The following is a 20,161-nucleotide window of genomic DNA, read 5'->3' as shown; positions in this document are numbered from 1 at the left end:
TCCGCCGTGCCGCACGGGCACTGGAAGACCACAACGTTCATCGCGGGACTGCGGCTGACCGGCATCGTGGCGCCCATGGTGCTGGACGGACCGATCAACGGCCGCAGCTTCCTGACTTATGTCGAACGCGTCCTCGTGCCGGATCTGCGCCCCGGCGACATCGTCGTCATGGACAATCTCGGCTCGCACAAGGGGCCGGGCGTGCAGGCGGCGATCGAGGCCGCCGGAGCCAGCCTGCGGTTCCTGCCGCCCTACAGCCCGGACTTCAACCCGATCGAGATGGCGTTTTCCAAACTCAAGGCCCATCTCCGCCGCGCCGCCGAACGCACCCGAGACGGGCTTTGGAACAGGATCGGCAAACTCATCGATCAGGTCGCGCCCGCAGAATGCGCCAACTTCTTCACCGCCGCTGGATACAAGCCAGATTGAGAGGAAAACGCTCTAGCGAACCACACCTTGTCTGGTAGCCGTCAGGAAAACTTCTCAGCGTACACCCAACTCTGACGCAGAGTGGTTGATTGTGGTCTTCAAGTATCTTGTAGCGTTACCAAGATCGGCTGGGTCAAGCCCGCCGGGAGCAACATGGCACAACAGCAACGATCGGAGTTTATGCGCACGTTGTAGGCTGCGCGATTACGTCTATTCCAATTGAGGCTCTCGACCTTACCCGATGCTTTTGAAGAGCGCAGGAAGAGGCCAGAAAACAAGCCTGTCGCTCATCCAACAGTAATCCCACTAACGTTCTTCGCGGAAATAGGGTGTGCCGAGCGCGGCAGGCGCCGCCATCCGACGACGCATTCCGGGCAGCAGGAAAGCGGGCAGAATCATGAACAGAATAGTGCCCAGATAAGGGGTCATGTTCAGGATGGCGGGGGCAACCGGCCAGCCCTGCGCCTGTCCAAAAAAACTGAGTGACATGACGAGCCCGAATAACAGGGACGACAGGGCCGCAAGAACGGGGCGGTAACCGCAGAAAATGACCAGCGCCACGGCAATCCAGCCACGACCGGCAATCATGCCCTCCGACCAGACGGGCATGACCGACAGGGTCATGTCGGCACCTGCAAGACCGGCCAGCGCTCCGCCAGCTACCACGGCACTCAGTCGATAGCGGCGCACCGGAATACCGACAGCATCCGCCGCCGCGGGATTTTCGCCCACCGCGCGCAGGCTCAGCCCGAGGCGTGAGCGGAAAAGGACGCAATGGCACACAGCGGGCAAGACGACGAAGGCGAGATAGACGAACGGGCTTTGACTGAACAGAACCCCGACGCCCGGTAAGCTGCTCAAACCCGGGATTGCCCAGTTGTTGAAAACCGCAACAACGGGCAAGCCCGCAACGGCATGGCCGATGACAGCGCTCAGCCCCAACCCCAGAAAGGTCAGGGCGACGCCGCAGAGCGTCTGGTTGGCCGAGCCATTGACCGTAGCAAGCCCGAGCACCAGCGCCCCTGCCCCACCCGTGCAAAGCGCCGCCAGACAGCCCATCCAGGGCGACATGGAGGCATCTGCGGCAAGCACGGCAACAACCGCGCCAAGGGCCATGAGCCCCTCGACACCAAGATTGATGACCCCAGCGCGTTCGGCAATGACTTCGCCCTGCGCGGCCAGAGCGAGGATACTGCCATAAGCCAGCGCATGAAGAACCAGAGGGATCCATACGGTCATTTCTGTGTCTCCAGGCGCACATAGGCCGCAAGCTCGTCACTCACCGCAATGGCAAAAACCAGCAAACCTGTGATCGCCAGTACGGAGGACGCGCTGACCTGCAAGGTCTGCAAAACGATCCCGGTATTCAGGATCACTGCCATCAGAAACGAAGCGGGGATAAGGGCATAGGCGGAATGGCGCGCCAGCAACGCGACCACGATACCGAGATAGCCATAGCCGTGCGCGAGGCCGCCCTGAAGCCGGTGTACCGTACCCAGCGCCTCCATCATCCCTCCAAGTCCGGCAAGGGCGCCGGACGCCATAAGGGCGACGAAAAGCCGTGGTGCAACCCTGATCCCGGCATAGCGCGCGGCTTCGGGATTGGACCCGCACAGCGTCAGCTCGTAACCGAAACGGCTGCGCTTGAGGAGATAGCCGATAGCCACGACCAGAACGATTGCAACAATTCCCCCCCAGTGCACGACGCCATAGATGGTGGGGATCGCAACCGAGAGACGCTGGCTCGACACCTGCGCATCCGTCACGTGATCGGCCCAGGGGCCTGTTACGAGGTAATAGACGACGAACGACGCGATGAAATTGAGCAAAAGCGTGGTGATGATTTCACTGACGCCAAGCCATGCCCGCCCTGCGGCCGGCATGGCGCTCCACGCGGCGCCAGCCGCCAGACTGGCAAGCATCGCCAGAGGCAAGGAAAGTGGCAATGGCATGGGAAGGAACAGGGCCACAGCCGACGCTGCCGTGGCACCTGCGAGAAACTGGCCCTCGGCGCCAATATTCCATAACCCGGCGCGAAGAGACAACCACACCGCACCGCCCGTCATAAGCAGTGGCGTCATATAGAGCGCAAGATTTTCGAGACCGAAAACAGTACCGAAAGTCGAGGTTATGACAAGTCCCAGCACCATACCGAGCGGCAAACCGAGAATGGCCAGAACGAGCGCCAGAACGAGCGCAACGAAGCCCAGTGCCAGAACGCGCCCGATCAGGATGCGGCGGGCCGGAACCACAGCAAGGCGGATTCTTCGGCTCATGCGGCGGTCTCCCCTGCGCGGCCACTCATCAGAGACCCCAGTCTCGCCCTGTCGAAATCCTTGCGCGCGACGATGGTCATCAACATACCGGCGCACAGCACCGCAATCCGGTCGCTCAGCGCCATCAGTTCATCCAGATCTTCTGACACGAGCACAACGGCCCGTCCCTCGTCGCGGATTTCGGCCAGTGTCTCACGCATCAGGGAGATTGCCCCGATATCAAGACCACGGCTCGGATAGCTCGCAATCAGGGCGCGGTGACTGATCATTCGCTCACGTGCCAGAACCATGCGCTGCTGATTCCCGCCCGAGAGACCACGCATCGGCGTGGATGGGTCCTGCACCGTCACACGCGCCTGTGCGAGCAGGCTTTTCGTGAAAGCGCGCGCCTGACTGGCGTGGTAGGCCATCCGCCCGCCGACCGGGTGAGAGCGAAATACGCGCATGACAGCATTCTCGGTCACGCCGAGCGCCGGGGCGAGGGCCTTGTGCAGCCGGTCCTCGGGAACATAACCAATGCCTGCCTCACGAAAGGCACCCGGCCCCTGTCCGCGCATGTCTGTCGAACCGACATGGACAGAACCTGTCAACGGCGCGTTGAGTCCGGCAAGCAGATCAGCCAGCTCGGATTGGCCATTGCCTGTCACGCCCGCCACCCCAAGGATCTCGCCCGCCCTGATGTCGAGCGAGAGCGGATGCAACCGCAGGCGACCCGCGCTATCCCGAAAGCTCACCTCGTGCAGCCGTATGACCGTCTCGCTCTTCCCCTGAGGCGTCGTGCGTGGATAAGACGTCTTTTGCTCGACAGGACGTCCGATCATCTCGGTTACAAGGGTGGCCGGGTCAGTGTGGTCCACCCTGTGGCTGCCAGCGACACGGCCATGACGCAGGACAGTTACGCGATCCGCCAAAGCCATGATCTCATCAAGCTTGTGACTGATCAGGATAACGGCCCCGCCCCCATCGCGGAAACGACGCAATGCGGCATAGAGCTCACCCACTTCAAGCGGGCTCAGCACAGCTGTCGGCTCGTCAAGGATAAGCAGGCGTGCCCCACGGGAGAGGACACGCAGGATTTCAACGCGCTGCTGCTCGCCCGAGGTCAGGCTGTCGATGGGAGCCTGAGGCCGGATGTCGAGACCAAACCGGGCGGCTTCCGCCTCAGCACGTCGGGCGAGTGTTTTTGCCGAGAGCCACTTCCCAGTCTCGCGCCACCCCAGAGCCAGATTTTCCGCAACGGTGAAACGCGATACCAGCTTGAAATGCTGATGCACCATACCGATACCGGCCGCGATCGCTGCTTCGGGGCTTTCAAGGCGCACACCATAACCATCGAGGATCAACTCGCCCTCATCGGGCTGGTAAAGGCCGGTCACGATATTCATGAGCGTGGATTTGCCTGCGCCATTTTCACCCAGCAGCGCATGAATCTCGCCGGGGTAGAAATCGATCGTGACATCCTTGTTTGCGATCACACCGGGAAAATACTTCGCGATTCCAGAAAGGGTGAGCAAAGGCGGTGCACCGGGCGGCAAATTATCCGGTCTGGCTTCCGCGAGATGTGAGAGGTCAGACAAGTCCCGATACTCCCTCGACCTGCCAGTTCCAGTGAAAGATTTCCATGTCGCTCATGGTGTGCCCCGCCGGCACGCGGATCTGCCCCTTTGAGTCCCGTATCGGCCCGGTGAAGGGCGACCAGCCCGCCAGCATGCGCTCGCGCGCTGCATCGGCTTCCCGGCGGATGGAATCAGGCACATTCTTGCCCCAGGCATCGCGATCGACACCATCACCAAGCTTGAGGAAAGTGCCGGTAGGGCGCCAGCGTCCGGCAATGCGTGCGGCGATCGTCTCGCGGTAATAATCCTCGAAATCCAGCACGACAGAGCTGACATAGGCGTCAGGCCCGAACTGGCGCATATCGGTGTTCCACATGGCGGCCCAGACACCCCGCTGCTGCGCGACGCGCAGATAACCGGGGTCGTCCATGATGCCGCACAGGAAATCGCAGCCGCTATCGATCAGCGCTGCGCCCGCCGAGGCCGCGGCCTGGGGATCGAACCACGAGTTGATGGAAATGACCCGCATCGTCGCCTCGGGGTTGACCGAACGGGCGCCAAGCAGCGTCGCATTGGCGCTGGCAATAACCGATGTTGTAGGAAAGGAGGCAATATAACCCAGCCTGCCGTTATGACTCAGTCGGGCAGCGGCGATGCCGATCACATAGCTGGCATACCAGTGTGTGATGTAATACCAGCCCAGATTACCCGTGACATTATTGCCGTCACATTCGAGAAAGCCCACATCCGGCGCCTGATCCGCCACGTCCTTGATGAAATCGCCATAATCCGAGGTGGAGATGACCATCTGTGCGCCCTCAGCGACAAACTGCCTGAACAGCCGAGTTGCGTCAGCCGAGTACGGTATACTCTCGACATAGAGCGAGCGCATGCGCGGGAAATGCGATTTCAGGGCACGGATCGCCTTGTCATGCATCTGTGTCCAGCCACCATCATTGATCGGGCTGGTATGGCCGAACCCGACAAGCAGATCTTCTTCGGCAATCGGGGCAAAGCGCGGTGCGGCGCTTGCCCTTCCTGCCAGAGTGGCACATCCACCCGCGGCCAGCAGCCCGCGGCGGGTCAGGAGAGCAGGTCGTTTCAGTGACATGAGGCAATTCCCGGCATGACGACAAAGCCGGGCAACTGCCGGACCTGACGGATGAAGCGTCGAAGAGCGGGATACAGGTCCATTGCAACGCCCAGATCATGCCCCAGCGCGGCGACCGGGAAGAGGATCACATCAACAAAGCCGATCGTGCGGCCCGAAAACCAGATCTCATCCCGCAACGCCCTCGCAGACAAACGATCCTCCATCTCCCGAAACAGGAACGTGACGGGCTCGGTCTCGGCCTTGCGCGGAAGTGTCGCTCCCAAAGCCTCGCGTCGTGCCTCTGAAAAAAGCTCTATCCCATCGAGCGCCCACTTCAGCGCATGCCGCGCCTCGCCCTCGGGCCAGAGCCAGCCAGCCTCTGACGCGCGCGAGAAATGCTCAAGAATCTCATGAAGGCCAACACAGGAGACCATCTCATCGGTCAGGGTCGGGCCGAAGGTCTCGGCGCGACGATCGGTCGCGAAGGCCAGAGGGATATCCATCAACGATGCCGCAAGACGGGCCGCATAACTGCGCTCGTCAATCATCCAGCCATTGAGCGTCAGCATGACGTCTCCTCCAGCGTGTCACGCAGCCTGAGCAGCCATGACGCCGCCTGCTCCCGATGCGAGGCATCGCGTACAGCGAGATGCACCATCGTGATTCCCTCCTCGGGCGTATGCAGCGCCAGCAGACGGTCGGCAGAGAGGCGCCATTGTCCCTCATCCATCACGAGGGCTGCTCGCGTGTCGTGCTCGGTGGCCCGTATGGCAAGACTTCGCACACCATGCCACCCCCCCTCCGCCGGGGCGATCAGCGGGCGGCCATCGCCTGAGGTAAGATCGACCCAGATCATCCCGGCCTTTTCGATCAGGTCATAGGGGCGTGTTCGTATGGTCGAGGGCGGGTTGAGCTCGGGATGGGCGGGTATGACACGACAGCGCCCCTCGGTATCGAACTGCCAGCCGTGATAAAGACAGGCCAGACGATTATCACGCATGAAGCCAAGGCTGAGACGTACGCCGCGATGAGGGCAACGATCCTCCCACGCATGCGCGGTGCCCGTCTCGTCGCGCCAAAGCACGAGCGACAGGCCCCTATGACGGGCGGGGGCAATATCACCCGGGGCCAGGTCCTTTGACAGGGCAACAGGGATCATCGACGGTATCCTTCTGTCCAGTCATTGACGAGGCAACCCATCGGGCCAACCAGACAGGCCATCACGAACATCCCTACAAGCGGCTGCGCACCTGTCACGACAAACACGATATCGGTCGCCTCCAAACGCTCTGTGCGCATATCGAGTGACAGAAGGCGTGCGCGGCCCTCGGCGAAAGACCGAAACGCTTCAGTGTCGAAATGACCTGTGAGATGAAGTGCAGTGGCTATAGTCCCTCGCTCCCGCATCACAGCGTTGCATACCAGCTGATCCTGCCAGTAATATTTTTTTTGACAAGTGCAGGACCACTATTAATGTAACCGTTATCGCAACGACGAGGATGGCTGTCAGGATGACCTCACCAGCAAATGTGGATCCGGTCTCACTCAGCCAGTGGTATCCACTCGGGATGATCGAGGCCCTGTCTGACAACTGGGTGCAAACCATGCTACTCGGTGTCGTCATTCGTTTCCGCCGCTTGGCGGGTGGTACGGTCGAGGTCGAGCATGGCGCGCATGCCCTGCCCTGCTGTGAGCGTTATGGCTATGTCTGGACCACTCTCGCGACGGATCCTGCTCTTCGTGATGCCATGATCCGTATCGATGAGGCCGATGAGCCCGACCGCCGGCTTGTGTGTTGCGGGTCGGTGGCCGTCAAGGCTTCCGGGCTGCGCGTGGTTGAGAACTTCCTCGATATGGCTCATTTTCCCTTCGTGCATACCGACATACTGGGCGCAGAGCCTCATACCGAGGTCGAGCGTTACACTGTCGAAACGCGTGATGATGGCAAGGAAATATGGGCAACGGATTGCCGGTTCTTCCAGCCGCAAGCCGCGCTCTCGGCCGAAGGCGGCATCATGACCGACTACATCTACCGTATTGCCGGTCCGTTCGCGACGCTGCTGTACAAGACCAGTCCCGGTGATGCCCAACGCAAGGACGTGATTGCGCTGTTCGTCCAGCCCATGACGGCCGGTACATGTCGTGCTCACCCGGTCATGTTCCTTCTCGACGATCATTCCGATCTTGATGCTCTGGTGGAGTTCCAGCAGACGATCTTCTTGCAGGATCGCATCATTCTTGAAAGTCAGCGGCCGGTTGCCATGCCGCTCGATGCCGCGAGCGAGATTCCCACCCTGGCAGACCGTTCATCGGTGGCCTATCGCCGCTGGCTCAAGGCCCGTGGTGTCACATTTGGCGCGGGCGCCGCCAAAGCCGCTGCCTGAACGAAGGAAAAAACCATGAGCCACTCCCCAAGCGAGACCGATCTGACGTTTCTGCGTCAGGCCTTTGAGGTCGCCAACCGGTCCCGCCTCGCGGGCGATCATCCCTTCGGTGCCCTGCTGGTGGATGAAACCGGCAAGATCGTCATGGAGCAGGGCAATGGCTACAGCACCGAGGGACAGGACATGACCGCTCATGCCGAGCGTCTTCTCGCCAGCCGGGCGAGCCGAAAGTTCGGGGCAACAAGATTGCGCGGTTACACCCTGTACAGTTCTGCCGAGCCCTGTGCCATGTGCGCCGGAGCCATCTACTGGGCGGGGATCGGTCGGGTCGTGTACGGGCAGTCCGAGGCCCATCTCAAGGCCATGACTGGCGCCCACCCTGAAAATCCGACACTCGATCTGCCCTGCCGGGTGGTTTTCTCCGCCGGGCAGACACCGGTGGTGGTTCTGGGGCCGTTGCTGGAGGATGAGGCGGCAGAGTTGCAGCGCAGCTTCTGGAAGGACCACGCCTGACGGCACCATAATCTCTACGCCCGTTCTTCCAAGCGAGATGACGATCCGGATTGCCGCCAATCCGGAACAGGGCCAACGGGAGCCTATCTGACGGAGACACCCCGTGAGTAGGGCGCCCCAAGTGCGGCACAACCGGGTGCCCCATCATACTTGCGGCACCATGCTCACAGGAGCCTGCCATGCCTCTCGCCTTGTCACCCTCCATCCTGATCACGGATGCCTATCTCTATCTCGATCGCGGCCATGAAATAGCAAATGGCTGGATTTATCTTGAAAATGGCCGGGTCCGCGGTTTCGGCTCCATGACGACCCCGAGACCTGAAGCCGACCGCTCGATCTCCGCGGCAAGTCGGATCGTTACACCAGGGCTGGTGAATGCGCACCACCATATGTACCAGAACCTCACGCGATCCTACGCGCCAGTCGTGAATGGCACCCTGTTCGAATGGCTGCAGGGCCTCTACCCGCTCTGGGCCACGCTTGATGAGGAGAATGTCTATCTCTCATCCTACGTCGCCATGATGGAATTACTGCTTGGTGGCTGCACGACGTCGATGGATCATCATTACGTCCACCCCCGGCCTCGTCTGATCGATGCCCAGATCCGCGCTGCCAGGGATATCGGCTTTCGCTTTCATGCCACGCGCGGCTCCATGACTCGCTCGGTGAAGGATGGTGGCCTGCCACCGGACAGCGTGGTGCAGAGCGAGGATGTTATCCTGTCTGACAGTGAACGCCTGATCAGCGCCTATCATGACGCCTCCCCGGGCGCGATGATCCGTGTGGCCCTGGCACCCTGCTCGCTGTTCAGCGTGTCGGAAACGATCATGAAAGAGAGCGCGCTCATGGCAGAGCGCCTTGATGTGCGCCTGCACACCCATCTGGCAGAGGACCACGACGAGGACCGATATTGTCAGGACATGTATGGCTGCACCCCAACCGAATATTTCGAGCGTTCGGGCTGGGCCAGCGAGCGCTCATGGGTCGCTCACTACATCTATCCCAGCGGCGACGAGATCGATCGCCTGGCACATAGGGGAGTCTGCACGGCACAATGCCCCTGCTCGAACATGATGATCGGCGGTGGCGCAGCGGATGCGATGGACATGCGACGCCGTGGCATGAAAGTAGGGCTTGGCTGCGACGGCTCGGCATCGACCGATCATGCGTCCCTCTGGCTTGAAGCGCGTATGGCATTGCTTCTGGGGCGCTACCGCAATGGCCCGCACAGCATGACAGCCCGTGATGCGCTGGATATGGCAACCCGTGGCGGCGCGGCGTGTCTGGGCCGCGAAGATGAAATCGGCCATCTTCGCATGGGCGCCTGCGCCGATCTGGTGATATGGGAACTGCCCCCCTTCTCAAGGGCCGGGGCGCTCAGCGACCCGGTTGAGGCGCTTTTACGCTGCGCTCCGGCAACAGCATGGACAACTATCGTCAATGGCCGGATCCTCGTAGAGGACGGTCAACCCTGCCAGTCAGGCCTTGATATCATTCTCCGTGAACATGAGCGGGCTGCGAGGCGGATGCAAAAGCTCGACTGAACAGCCTTATCTGACGGGGGGACTTAATGGCGAAAGCGTCAGGTACCCCCGGCAGGAGTATCCGGCCACAACTTGTGGTGAGACACAGAGTGTCATGGCAACTGCGCCGTACCAGGCATCGTTATGCGAGCCCGCAATAGTCGACAAGATGAAAGTATCACAAACAAAAAGAGCCTGTCAGTTACGTTCGCCACACGCCAGGCGTAAATCGTGATCTTCCCACGGATTACACGTCACGAAGCCCTCATCCTGCTTCAGATTGCTCGTGTGACACATTGCGAAACTGGTCAGCTTATTTCTGTATCGCCTATATATCTTTATCTTGTCTCCATGTTCAGGATTTCGAGTTACGATGAATCACGACACGCCCCTGATTGGTATCCTCGTCATTGGTCTCGGGCTTGCGTTCATCCTCGGCACAATTGCTCAGCGTATCCGGATATCCCCATTAGTGGGATATCTCCTTGCGGGTATCGCCGTAGGGCCCTTCACACCGGGTTTTGTCGCTGATCAGCCCCTTGCCGCCGAGCTTTCCGAAATTGGCATCATTCTGCTCATGTTCGGGGTCGGGCTCCATTTCTCCCTGAAGGACCTGATATCGGTCAAAGCCATAGCCGTCCCCGGCGCGTTATTGCAGATCACCGCTTCCATCCTGATCGGTGCCGGCGTTGCCTGGACACTCGGCATGTCGCCTGGTGCCTGTCTGATCTTCGGTATTGCGCTGAGTGTGGCCAGTACAGTTGTCTTGCTGAGAACCCTGCAGGAACAACGCCTTATCGAGACCGAGCGCGGCAGGCTCTCGGTCGGATGGCTCATTATCCAGGATCTCGTGACCGTTCTGGCTCTGGTGCTCCTGCCGATTTTTGCGCCGATCATGAGCGGTGGAAGCAACTCCAGCATCAGCCTCTCTGGTCTTGCTGTGGCGATTGCACTGACCCTGGGGAAGGTCGCAGCGTTCATGGCCCTGATGCTGGTGATCGGGCGACGAGTCATCCCGGCCATACTGCACTACGTGGCCCATACGGGATCGCGTGAACTGTTTCGTCTTGCGCTGCTTGCGCTGGCGCTAGGCGTGGCCTTCATCGCCACTGAATGGTTCGACGTTTCTTTTGCCCTTGGTGCCTTTGTTGCCGGCATGGTCCTGAGCGAGTCCGAACTCAGTCATCGCGCTGCAGCCGAAACCCTCCCCCTTCGAGATGCCTTCGCGGTATTGTTCTTCATCTCGGTCGGGATGCTGTTCAACCCCCTCGTGCTGATACGGCAACCTGTCCCGCTCATCCTGACCTATCTGGTTATTCTGGTCGGCACCCCCCTTGCCGTCATCGCCATTCTTCGCCTCTTGCGTCAGCCGTGGAATACCACGCTCTTCATCGCGAGCGGCCTTGCCCAGATCGGCGAATTTTCTTTCATCCTTGCCGCGCTGGGCATCAAGATGAAGGTTCTGGACGGTCAGGCGCAGGATCTGATCCTTGGTGCGTCGATCCTGTCGATTCTGAGCAACCCGTTCATCCTCATGGCGACCCAACGCATCGAGGCGTGGATTACGCGGCATAGCCCTGCGCCAGAGACTCCTGCGAAGGATGAGGGCGGTATTCTTCTTCCGCCTCCAACGCCGACGGCCCTTATTGGGCATGCTGTCGTCGTTGGATGCGGACGCGTGGGGCGTCTGGTTGTCGATGGTCTTGTCCAGAATGGCTGGCCGGTTCTGGTGGTTGAAACCGGAAAGATACCCGACAGCCTCGCCGCCATGCCCGATGTCGAGCTCATGCTTGCCAATGCGGCAGAGTCACGCGTCATGAAAGCCATGAACCTTGAACAGGCAAGGCTGTTGATGGTGGCCATTCCCGAACCCTTCGAAGCTGGCCAGATCATTGCTCAGGCTAGATCCCTCAACCCTGGGCTACGGATTGTGGCACGGGCTCATTTCGACAGCGCCGTCGACCATCTGAAGGAACTCGGCGCTGATCACGTGATCATGGGTGAGCGCGAGATGGCTCTCGCCATGCTGGCCATGACGATGGAAGACCTGCCATTCGATGCCCGCCCGCCATTGACCGACCCCGGCACCGAGGAAGGCATCGAACCGCTCCCGGCCTGATTCTTCAGGCGGGAGCGCTTAGGTTTCAGCGCCTGAAGTGGATCATCCCGCCGCTCGATGCACAGGCGGCAGGTTTGATCGCCCCTCCCCAAGAATGATCCGCAGGGTATCCCCCCTTTTGACGCTCCAGCGTGGTGACGTCCACGCGGGCGTGTGGGAGCAACGTAGCGTCGCGCTTTTCTGGCATCGCGAGGCCGTTGCTCTCCCCTCAATTATGTCGAAACGTATCAATTGTGGCTTTTCTGACATAGTGGACAGGATCATGATTCGCGGTCGTTCCATTTCACATCACTGTCATAAATTTTCTTTTAAATGAGGCTCTGCAAGATGTTGCGGTTTTTCAAATGCCGCCCGCAGCGCCACTTTCCGGTGCTTCGAGGCGCAGCTTCGAGCCGTAACGTTACATAGTGATACTGAATCCGCCCTACGGCACGGAAGATCGACATCATGTTTTCACGCACGGCCCTCTTGTTCGGCACAACCGCGCTCGTAGCGCTGACTCTATCAGCTGCCAGCGCCAAGTCGGCAGACACCCATCTCAACTCAGACACCACACGAGGGAAGACTGCCGTCCATAGCAGTCGCCCCGATGGACGATCTGTCACCAGTGATGCCTCCGCCCCTTCCATGCTTGGTGCCACCTCGCCAACCGACGAGCGCATTGAAGTAACCGGGCATAATTATGGGGATGGCGTTACCCGTCGCGCCTTTGGCGGCGGTCTGATGACGCCTTCTGACAGCCCGAAATCGGTTTCGGCCGTAACGCGCGACTTCATTGCCAAACAAAATCCCGCGTTGAACCCGATGCAGCTTATCGCCCTGCTGCCGGGCGCCAATGTCTCAGATACCGACCCGTTGGGCATGACGGGTGGCAACCTCTCCGTTCGAGGCCTGACGGAATCCCAGATGGGCTTTACCCTTGAAGGGTTCCCGATCAACGATATCGGCAATTTCGCTGTCTATCCGCAGGAAATTGTCGACGCGGAAAATTTGAAAACCGTGCGCCTCGCTCAGGGCTCTGCTGACCTCGACAGCCCCCATATCAGTGCCTCGGGCGGTGTGGTCGACATGTACATGATCGACCCGAAGAACAAGATGGGCGGCATGGTCGATGTGACCTATGGCTCGTTCAATGCCACACGCGGCTTTCTGCGTTTTGATACCGGCAAGATCGGCAACACCAATCTGCGCTCTTATTTCTCCTACTCTCAGGGGCGTCAGGATCATTGGCGTGGCCCTGGCTGGGACAACAAGAAGCATGGCGAGATGAAGATCGTGAATGACTGGGGCGACGGAAACCGGGTCTCCCTGGCTGTGGTGGGCAATAACATCCAGAACAATGCCTATCCCAATGTCACCAAGGCGAGCTGGGACAAGTGGGGCACGGGCTTTACCAACCCGGTGGGTGGCAGCGGCCTCGGCCCGTCCGACCCGCCAAACACGGTCTATGAGGCCAATTACTACACCCCGGCAAAGGCTGGCTCGTCCAATTACTACAAGACCCGCCCGAACCCCTTCACCAATATCTACGCCTCCATGCCCTCGACTTTCCGTCTGAACGATCACCTCGTTCTGACCGAGACGCCCTATTTCTGGTATGGCTATGGTAATGGTGGCGGCGCCCAATACATGGATATGTCGAAATTCGTTTATGGCAGGCAGACATTGGCTGGCTCGGTCAATGGCGTCGGCAAGGGGATGCAGGTTCTTTATAATCCCTCGCTTACCGAAACCTATCGTCCGGGTGCCACCACCAAACTGACCCTGACCACTGGCATCAACCGCCTGATGATTGGCTACTGGTTTGAATACGCCAAGCAGCGTCAGACGGCTCCCTACAGCTTTGTCGGCGCCGATGGCACGCCGCTCAGCCAGTGGGGTGACGAAAACAATGTCGTGCTGAGCAACGGCGCGAAGGCTCAATATCGTAATACGCTGACGCAGACGCAGGTGCACACGCCGTTCATCGGCGATAGCTTGTCGCTGCTGCGTAGCAAACTCACGATTGATGCCGGTCTCAAATACTCCATCGTCAAGCGCTCGGGGACGAATTACCTGCCGGATGTACGCAATAAGTACGTCACGACAGACTATAATCAGGCGCTTCCGACAGCGGCAATCCGGTACAAGATCGACCGGCACAACCAGGTTTTTGTTTCGGTCTCCACCAATTTCCGCATGCCCCAGAATTACGCGCTCTACGATGCAGGGAGCTTCAATCAGAAGACGGGCCTGTATTCGACCCTGGCCAACCCGGACCAGAAAGCGGAAATCTCGATCTCCGAGGAGGCGGGCTGGCGCTATCAGGATGATATCATTTCGTCCTCGATCACCTACTTCCATTACAACTTCACGAATCGCCTCTATACACAGTCCATCCAGGACCCCGCCTCAGGCGCGTTTTACTCGACCAATATCAATGCAGGCGGTATGCATTCGGACGGCTTCGATGCAGAAATCGGCACACGGCCGATGCATAACATCCGCCCTTACCTGTCGGTTGAATATCTGCATGCCGTCACCGACAGCAATGTGCCTGCCGGTTCGGGAACGGGCGCCGATTACGTACGCAGCGCGGGCAAAAAGGCACCGCAGGCGCCGGCATGGCAGGTCGGGTTCGGGCTCGATTACGACGATGGCACCCGCTTTGCGAATTTCAATCTCAAATATGTCGGACGCCAATACGCGACATTCATGAATGATCAGAGCATCCCGGGTTATGTCCGCATGAATATCGGCCTCGGCTACCGCCTGCCGAAAGTCAGCATCTTCAAAAGCCCGGTTCTGCGTCTCAACCTGCAGAATATCAGCGACAACCGTTACCTGAACTGGATCCAGTCGCCTCAGGCCAATGCCAACCCGACCACGGGTGTCTTTGGCAAGACGATTGCGGGGTCGACGCCGACTTACAAGATCGCCTCGCCTTTCGCCGCACTGGCAACGCTATCCAGCGAATTCTGAAACCATCATGCGGCGTGCTTTTTGGGCACGCCGCCCCGTGTACTATATCACTACGCAGGCTGTAGCAGGATCGTTTGAGACGCAGACGGCTTCCCTAAAGTAGATTTTTTCAGATATTTATGCTATCTGGACCTGATACTGCCAGTATCTGGACACCCAGAATCTGACCAGCACAGCTCATCACTGACGAGCATCGGGCCTGAACCCGAAATATAGCCCAATTACTTTCATCGCTTCTCTGTCGCGCTATCCTCAACCGCGCGCGAGACGCCCTTTCCCGCATGGCTGCGCCTATAAGGCCGCGGCAACCGGGATGAACCCGCAACAAGCCTGATCATGCCCCAAATCACCAGGTGTCGAGCCGTACGAGGCTCTGCGCCGGCATGACCGCTGTTTTGTATAATTCCTCCAGGAGTACATTCATGACGTGGCGTCCTAGCGCCAATATCCTGCGTCCCGTAAGGGAGCCTGCAGGTCAGGGCTGCTATCCAAAATCTCACCCGGAACTCGTCTGGCCACCCTCGGCCCTCAATGGCGGGGGAGACTACAGTATTGATTTCGATGCTCTTCTGGCCCCGGGAGAGTTCATCTCCTCCTTCCGCTTCGATGCAGGGACCGCCGCAAAACAGGCGTGGACAAGCCTGTTTGGAACAATCGCGACGGCCTGGCTGCAATGGACCGAGCCGGGCCTGCAAACTGTGACGGTATGCGCCCTAACCAGCCTCGGTGCGAGCCTGCAGGTGGAGGCCAAGATATGCATCGGCACCCGCCCTTCTCTTTTCCCGGCGAGTGCGCCTCCGTCCCCCGGCGCACAGCTCCCTGTCGTAACCGATAACACGATGGATGCCTGGCTGAGGGCTCTCCCTACCGAGCCCGATACTGACGCTGGAGGATGGTTCAACAACGCAGGTATTCCCACACGCATAGGAGACCCGGCATGACACGCAAGATCAATGAAACCGCGCGCGGCGCTCTTGCCCTGACTTCCCTATTATGGGGCGAAGCATGCTTTGCGGCGCCTCCTTTCATCGCGCCGAATGGCCTGTCCCCCGACACCGCCATTGGCACGGAACGACTGGCTGATGGCACACCCGCCGTAACGCTCAGAACGATGAACAATGCGATTGCCCAGAATCAGAAGGCTCTGGACAGCCTGGCTCTGCAATCTGTCAGCAAGACCGATCTGGGCGTGGCACTCTCGCCCTATCTCACTGTGTCGCAGGCCGCCTCAAATTATGCATCGTCCTCCGCCATTGCTGAGGCGGTGAAGACCGAGAGCGACCGGGCAAGCGTCGCCGAACAGGCTTTGGGCAATCGCATTTCGGACATGCAGGCGAAGTCGGTCAGCGCCGAAAGCCTGTCCGGCGTCCTGTCTGGATATCTGATAACGAAAGATGCTGACTCACGCTACGCGACGGCCACCGCGCTATCCTCAGCCGTCGCGGGTGAACAGGCACGTGCAACCCAGGTTGAAAACAGCCAAGCCGATCAGATCACCGCGCTTCAAGGGTCGAGCGTGAGCAAGTCGAGCCTCTCGAACACCTTGAGCGCGTATCTCACGACCGATTCCGCCTCGCACAGCTACGCAACGCCTGCTTCTGTCTCAGCTGCGATCGCCCCAAAACTCGATAAGGACGAAGCGGCCCGCACCTATCTGCCCGTCATTGGGGGGAGTGTAAGCGGCGCCATCAAGGGCGGCTACTATCTCCCGACATGCTACACGCAGGCCGAACTTCGAGCACTCCCTACCCCTTCGGGCATGGCGCTGGCCTGCTACTGGGATGCCAACAATCAGAACAAGGGTAATCTTGCCGTATATGCTCTGGGTGCATGGCGATGGGTTGGGTTGGGGTCTCCAATCTGATTACGATGGCCGCAAACCGCCTGGTTGAGCCTCTCAGTCACAGAGCGTGTCCGTTCCGTCGCTCCCCGGCTCTCAATTCGTACGCCTCTTATTCGCTTCAACGAAAGCTGAGCCTTGCGGAACGAGCGGCCTGCCCTCAACAGTGGATGCTTCCTTATGAATGAGGCCTATCAACCCCAACCATGGTGGGCTGCCGTCGTTGGGGGTATTCTTTTCACAATAAGATGGCTTATCGGGTTTGGGGCCTCCAACGCTCGCAGCACCATCGCTTCTCAACGCGAAGATCTTGCTCGCCTGAACGCCCGCGTGGACAAGCTCGAACAACGCGAAGAGGAAAACCTCCACCTGATTGAAGAACTGCGCCAGCAGAACTCTCTACTGCGCGAACTACTCTGGCGCTCAGGTATCGCTGTGCCGCAGACCTGAAACTGACGGATCGTCGCAGCCATTATTGGCAAGGTCTGTGACCTGATCATGCGTCCCTTGAGAACTCGATTATGGATCTCACGGCCATCAAGACGCTCGTTGCCGCCTTCAAGGGCACGAGCAGCGGGGCAGCACAAACCGAGTGACAGCTGACCTCATTGCCAGGGCCGTAGCGTTCATTGTCGCGGCCCAAGATGCCTTAGTTTGGTCGCCAACTGCGCTGGAAAGAACGTTGCGTCTGTCAGCACATCCTAGGCGGACAAGGCGCAGACCGATGCAATGGCGCAAAAGCGCAATCCATGGCCTACGCTCGGGCCGACAAGCCAGCAACCGAAGATGCCGTGTTGCAGCGGCTCGGGAATAGCAGGGCATGAGATGGATCGTTCTTGAGCCCTGCTCGTGTTCTCTGCCTGCTCGTCTGTGCAGTACGTGCCCTGCCCAACCCTCGTAACCCATAGCAGGCAGGCCCGAAGCCGCAAACGGTGCGCTGGATCGGCGACTATATCGCGCTGCGGGGCCAGGTGAGGGCTTGTCAGCGCTGACTGCGGTTACGCGCACTTTCGGCCCGCATATTATATATGTAGTCGAGGACGGATGGCATAGAAGCTACGCCCCCAATATTCATCTTGATAGTTTTGTCATAATCATCATTATAAAGAAAGAAAGCTATCGAGTCTATTCGATAGTCTTTGCGGTGTTCCAAAAACTGAAAAGCGCGTTGTACCTCTTCCATGACTCTCTTTTCGATCAGTTTTTGGGGTTGCTCCTGCTCTCGGTTCTGATGTGAGTCGAATTCCATTACCCCGTTGTTACTAGACTCCGATATCAGCATAGTGCGAGCTGAGGGAGCAACCGAAGATATCTGCGCGTTTAGCATGGTCATAAGCGTTCCAACGCGGCACTGATAGAGCTCAGTGAGCAATCTCTGATCGTTATCGAGGTCTTTTTTCGTAACGCTCATAGGGCCATCACGGAAAAAAGACAATTTTCTCCTTAAATCGGACATCTTCATACCGGAAAATGCCTGACAACTATCGATGATTTTCTTCTTTACGAAGAAATCCAAGATATTATCATATGACGAATCCAACAGAAATGTGGATAGATAACTATCGAACGTGTATATATCAAAGCCTTTAGGTATTCCTCCATCAATATAACTATTCCCAGACTGATCGTATGTAGTCAAGCGTACTTTTTCTATATTTTTTCTATCACTATTATTGAGAGATTTTGCATAGCTATCAATATTTTTTGTATATTCTGAAAATGATTTACTCATGATATGAGCAAATTTCCTATCGAACATACCGTTAGAGAAATTTATACCAATCTTTATATTCCTCAAATTAGCTTTTATGAGGAAATCCTTCGTTAATAATGCTTCTTTTTCGAGATCGTCTTTTTTTATACCGTTTAGATAAGGCTCATCCGCCATAAATATTGCAGATATGCAATCTTCATATCTCTTCATAACGTCTATTATAGACGCTAGTTTTTTGTCTATTTCGGGGGAAAACGAACGAAGCTTAGTTGGTGATGCTGGCGGAAATCCCTTTCGCACATTCCCGCCACTCTCAGGATCGTTATAATAAGTTGATATTTCGCTTTTTGGCTTTTGCACAGCGATGAAGGGCCCGAGATCTAGATAAACCTTGAGATTTTCCTGACGGACACGAGCAAGTTTAGCATCGAGATCGGCTGCACTATAAACGTTTACGATAACAAAATCGATCTTGTTTGCGTAACCTGTGTCCACGCCAGATGGCGAGAAAAAACCAATTTTCGGCGCGTTTGTAGCAGCATGGAGCGGTACCGCATTGCTCAGAGCTAAAAGTATGCCTGAGGCGGCCAAAACCTTAATGCGTGAACAAAGCATGCGTGCATCCAACTAAAAGTGTGCTGCGTTCGGATGTCGCAGCGGTTGCGCTAATTGATTTCGGCCGCGGTCGTCCGAACTCTCCCTGCCAAGATAATTGAAGAAGAATATGTCTACAACGCATCGTAACTCTACGCTCGCAAGGGCCAACACCTCGATGAGTCTATCTGCCGCATCACAGGCCATACTCATCATATCGCTTTAGCGCTTAAGCAGCGGCCGGGTCCTAATCCGGGTTCAGCCATTTGGAATAGATCCTGCCGTGGTCAGATATCTCTGCTGCCCCCCTGCTCGTTAGTCTAGACTCGCGCATATGGGCCTCAAGTCAGCCTAGTATCTGCTCCTTCTTCGACAAGAGCGGATGTCCATTCGGTCGTAATCTAATTTAAATAAAGACACTCGATATTGTATCTATTATTAGATACATTAAAGTTTCTTTCGCAAATATTACCATAATTATTTTTTACTTCAAATAAACTTCGTTTTTTTACATTACGGCATATGAGTATACTCCTATATTATACATAATATGGCCGAATTTATTTTTATTTGCATTGGATTATAAACCACAATTTTTAACTGGTGATTTCTGGCACCATCGTGTCGCCGCCGTGCAACAGAGTAATCCGGCGCCTTATGCCCGGGCACTTTCAGTCCCGATGCGGCCACATGTTTGAGCGTTTCAGATGCTTGGTGAGCTTCTGCGCCAGTGCGTCCATCTCCACCCCGGTCGTCTTCGGGTTCACGCGCCTCGGCTTGCCCCAGTATGCAAACAAGACCTACATACTGACGAGAAATGTCACGTCTTCTTCGGAGGATATGTCCAAATCTGCCATAGTTTAAAACACAACGCGAGCGTATACCGAAGTCAATCAAGACCACTATACAGGCAAAGAGCGGCCCCAAAGCCACCCCTGCCTATCAACACAACGAAGAAATAATCGGCAGTAAATTGGTTTAGACCGGAACAATGCCAGTGTACGCACCCACTATCTTCAAAAAACGGCAGTTTTCTCGGGGTGAGGATGGTGGGTGCGACAGGGATTGAACCTGTGACCCCTGCCGTGTGAAGGCAGTGCTCTACCGCTGAGCTACGCACCCATCCTGCGGTGCCGCGTCTCTAGCAAAGGCCCGATGA

The 20,161-nt window shown here is 57.7% G+C and carries 17 protein-coding genes and 1 tRNA gene; 9 read left to right on the top strand and 9 right to left on the bottom strand.

Translation table 11 applies throughout. From position 1 onward, the window contains the following. A partial coding sequence (locus ACWNRM_RS12955) for an IS630 family transposase (protein WP_485171208.1) occupies window positions 1-429 on the top strand: 429 nt, incomplete at its 5' end. Between the two features lie 306 nt (window positions 430-735). Here ACWNRM_RS12955 and ACWNRM_RS12950 read toward each other — a convergent pair. From ACWNRM_RS12950 to ACWNRM_RS12920, 7 genes are read right to left on the bottom strand one after another with little or no spacing between them, the layout of a single operon-like run. Further along, window positions 736-1,668 (bottom strand): ABC transporter permease, encoded by a 933-nt coding sequence (locus tag ACWNRM_RS12950; RefSeq protein ID WP_485171207.1) that lies wholly within the window; start codon window positions 1,666-1,668, stop codon window positions 736-738. Next, on the bottom strand, window positions 1,665-2,705 hold the full coding sequence (locus ACWNRM_RS12945) for an ABC transporter permease (protein ID WP_485171206.1): 1,041 nt from the start codon (window positions 2,703-2,705) through the stop codon (window positions 1,665-1,667). The genes ACWNRM_RS12950 and ACWNRM_RS12945 overlap by 4 nt, the downstream gene beginning before the upstream one ends. Then, window positions 2,702-4,282 (bottom strand): ABC transporter ATP-binding protein, encoded by a 1,581-nt coding sequence (locus ACWNRM_RS12940; RefSeq protein ID WP_485171205.1) that lies wholly within the window; start codon window positions 4,280-4,282, stop codon window positions 2,702-2,704. The genes ACWNRM_RS12945 and ACWNRM_RS12940 overlap by 4 nt, the downstream gene beginning before the upstream one ends. Next, on the bottom strand, window positions 4,275-5,372 hold the full coding sequence (locus ACWNRM_RS12935; protein WP_485171204.1) for a BMP family ABC transporter substrate-binding protein: 1,098 nt from the start codon (window positions 5,370-5,372) through the stop codon (window positions 4,275-4,277). The genes ACWNRM_RS12940 and ACWNRM_RS12935 overlap by 8 nt, the downstream gene beginning before the upstream one ends. After that, window positions 5,363-5,923, bottom strand: a complete 561-nt coding sequence (locus tag ACWNRM_RS12930; RefSeq protein ID WP_485171203.1) for a glutathione S-transferase family protein — start codon at window positions 5,921-5,923, stop codon at window positions 5,363-5,365. Before ACWNRM_RS12930 ends, ACWNRM_RS12935 begins: the two co-directional genes overlap by 10 nt. Continuing rightward, window positions 5,917-6,513 (bottom strand): Rieske 2Fe-2S domain-containing protein, encoded by a 597-nt coding sequence (locus ACWNRM_RS12925; protein WP_485171202.1) that lies wholly within the window; start codon window positions 6,511-6,513, stop codon window positions 5,917-5,919. Before ACWNRM_RS12925 ends, ACWNRM_RS12930 begins: the two co-directional genes overlap by 7 nt. Then, window positions 6,510-6,764 (bottom strand): hypothetical protein, encoded by a 255-nt coding sequence (locus ACWNRM_RS12920; protein ID WP_485172226.1) that lies wholly within the window; start codon window positions 6,762-6,764, stop codon window positions 6,510-6,512. The genes ACWNRM_RS12925 and ACWNRM_RS12920 overlap by 4 nt, the downstream gene beginning before the upstream one ends. Window positions 6,765-6,865: 101 nt before the next feature. On the opposite strand from ACWNRM_RS12920, the gene ACWNRM_RS12915 reads away from it, so the two are divergent. From ACWNRM_RS12915 to ACWNRM_RS12880, 8 genes are all read left to right on the top strand, one after another. Then, window positions 6,866-7,738, top strand: coding sequence for an aromatic ring-hydroxylating dioxygenase subunit alpha (locus tag ACWNRM_RS12915; RefSeq protein WP_485171200.1), 873 nt, complete (start codon window positions 6,866-6,868; stop codon window positions 7,736-7,738). Between the two features lie 15 nt (window positions 7,739-7,753). Further along, the gene (locus ACWNRM_RS12910) at window positions 7,754-8,251 is read left to right on the top strand and encodes a nucleoside deaminase (RefSeq protein WP_485171199.1); all 498 of its coding nucleotides are present in this window, start codon (window positions 7,754-7,756) and stop codon (window positions 8,249-8,251) included. A 179-nt stretch (window positions 8,252-8,430) separates the two neighbouring features. Beyond that, entirely contained in the window at window positions 8,431-9,795 is a 1,365-nt protein-coding gene (locus ACWNRM_RS12905; protein WP_485171198.1) for an 8-oxoguanine deaminase, read from the top strand. 352 nt (window positions 9,796-10,147) lie between these two features. Then, on the top strand, window positions 10,148-11,893 hold the full coding sequence (locus ACWNRM_RS12900; protein ID WP_485171197.1) for a cation:proton antiporter domain-containing protein: 1,746 nt from the start codon (window positions 10,148-10,150) through the stop codon (window positions 11,891-11,893). 447 nt (window positions 11,894-12,340) lie between these two features. After that, window positions 12,341-14,854 carry a TonB-dependent receptor gene (locus ACWNRM_RS12895; protein ID WP_485171196.1) on the top strand — a complete coding sequence of 838 codons (2,514 nt, stop codon included), beginning with the start codon at window positions 12,341-12,343 and terminating at the stop codon, window positions 14,852-14,854. A 422-nt stretch (window positions 14,855-15,276) separates the two neighbouring features. After that, window positions 15,277-15,795 carry a hypothetical protein gene (locus ACWNRM_RS12890; RefSeq protein ID WP_485171195.1) on the top strand — a complete coding sequence of 173 codons (519 nt, stop codon included), beginning with the start codon at window positions 15,277-15,279 and terminating at the stop codon, window positions 15,793-15,795. Next, window positions 15,792-16,718: a hypothetical protein gene (locus ACWNRM_RS12885; protein WP_485171194.1), complete on the top strand. Its 927-nt coding sequence runs from the start codon at window positions 15,792-15,794 to the stop codon at window positions 16,716-16,718. The genes ACWNRM_RS12890 and ACWNRM_RS12885 overlap by 4 nt, the downstream gene beginning before the upstream one ends. Window positions 16,719-16,874: 156 nt before the next feature. Beyond that, window positions 16,875-17,144: a hypothetical protein gene (locus ACWNRM_RS12880; protein WP_485171193.1), complete on the top strand. Its 270-nt coding sequence runs from the start codon at window positions 16,875-16,877 to the stop codon at window positions 17,142-17,144. Between the two features lie 532 nt (window positions 17,145-17,676). On the opposite strand, the gene ACWNRM_RS12875 is transcribed toward ACWNRM_RS12880, so the two are convergent. Then, window positions 17,677-19,035: a hypothetical protein gene (locus ACWNRM_RS12875; RefSeq protein WP_485171192.1), complete on the bottom strand. Its 1,359-nt coding sequence runs from the start codon at window positions 19,033-19,035 to the stop codon at window positions 17,677-17,679. Window positions 19,036-20,049: 1,014 nt separating this feature from the next. Beyond that, window positions 20,050-20,124 (bottom strand) — tRNA-Val (locus tag ACWNRM_RS12870). Between the last annotated feature and the right edge of the window lie 37 nt (window positions 20,125-20,161).

It is taken from the genome of Asaia sp. A2, from assembly GCF_057319415.1.
The sequence above is the reverse complement of the archived record's forward strand: the minus strand, read 5'-3'. Positions and strand labels throughout refer to the sequence as shown.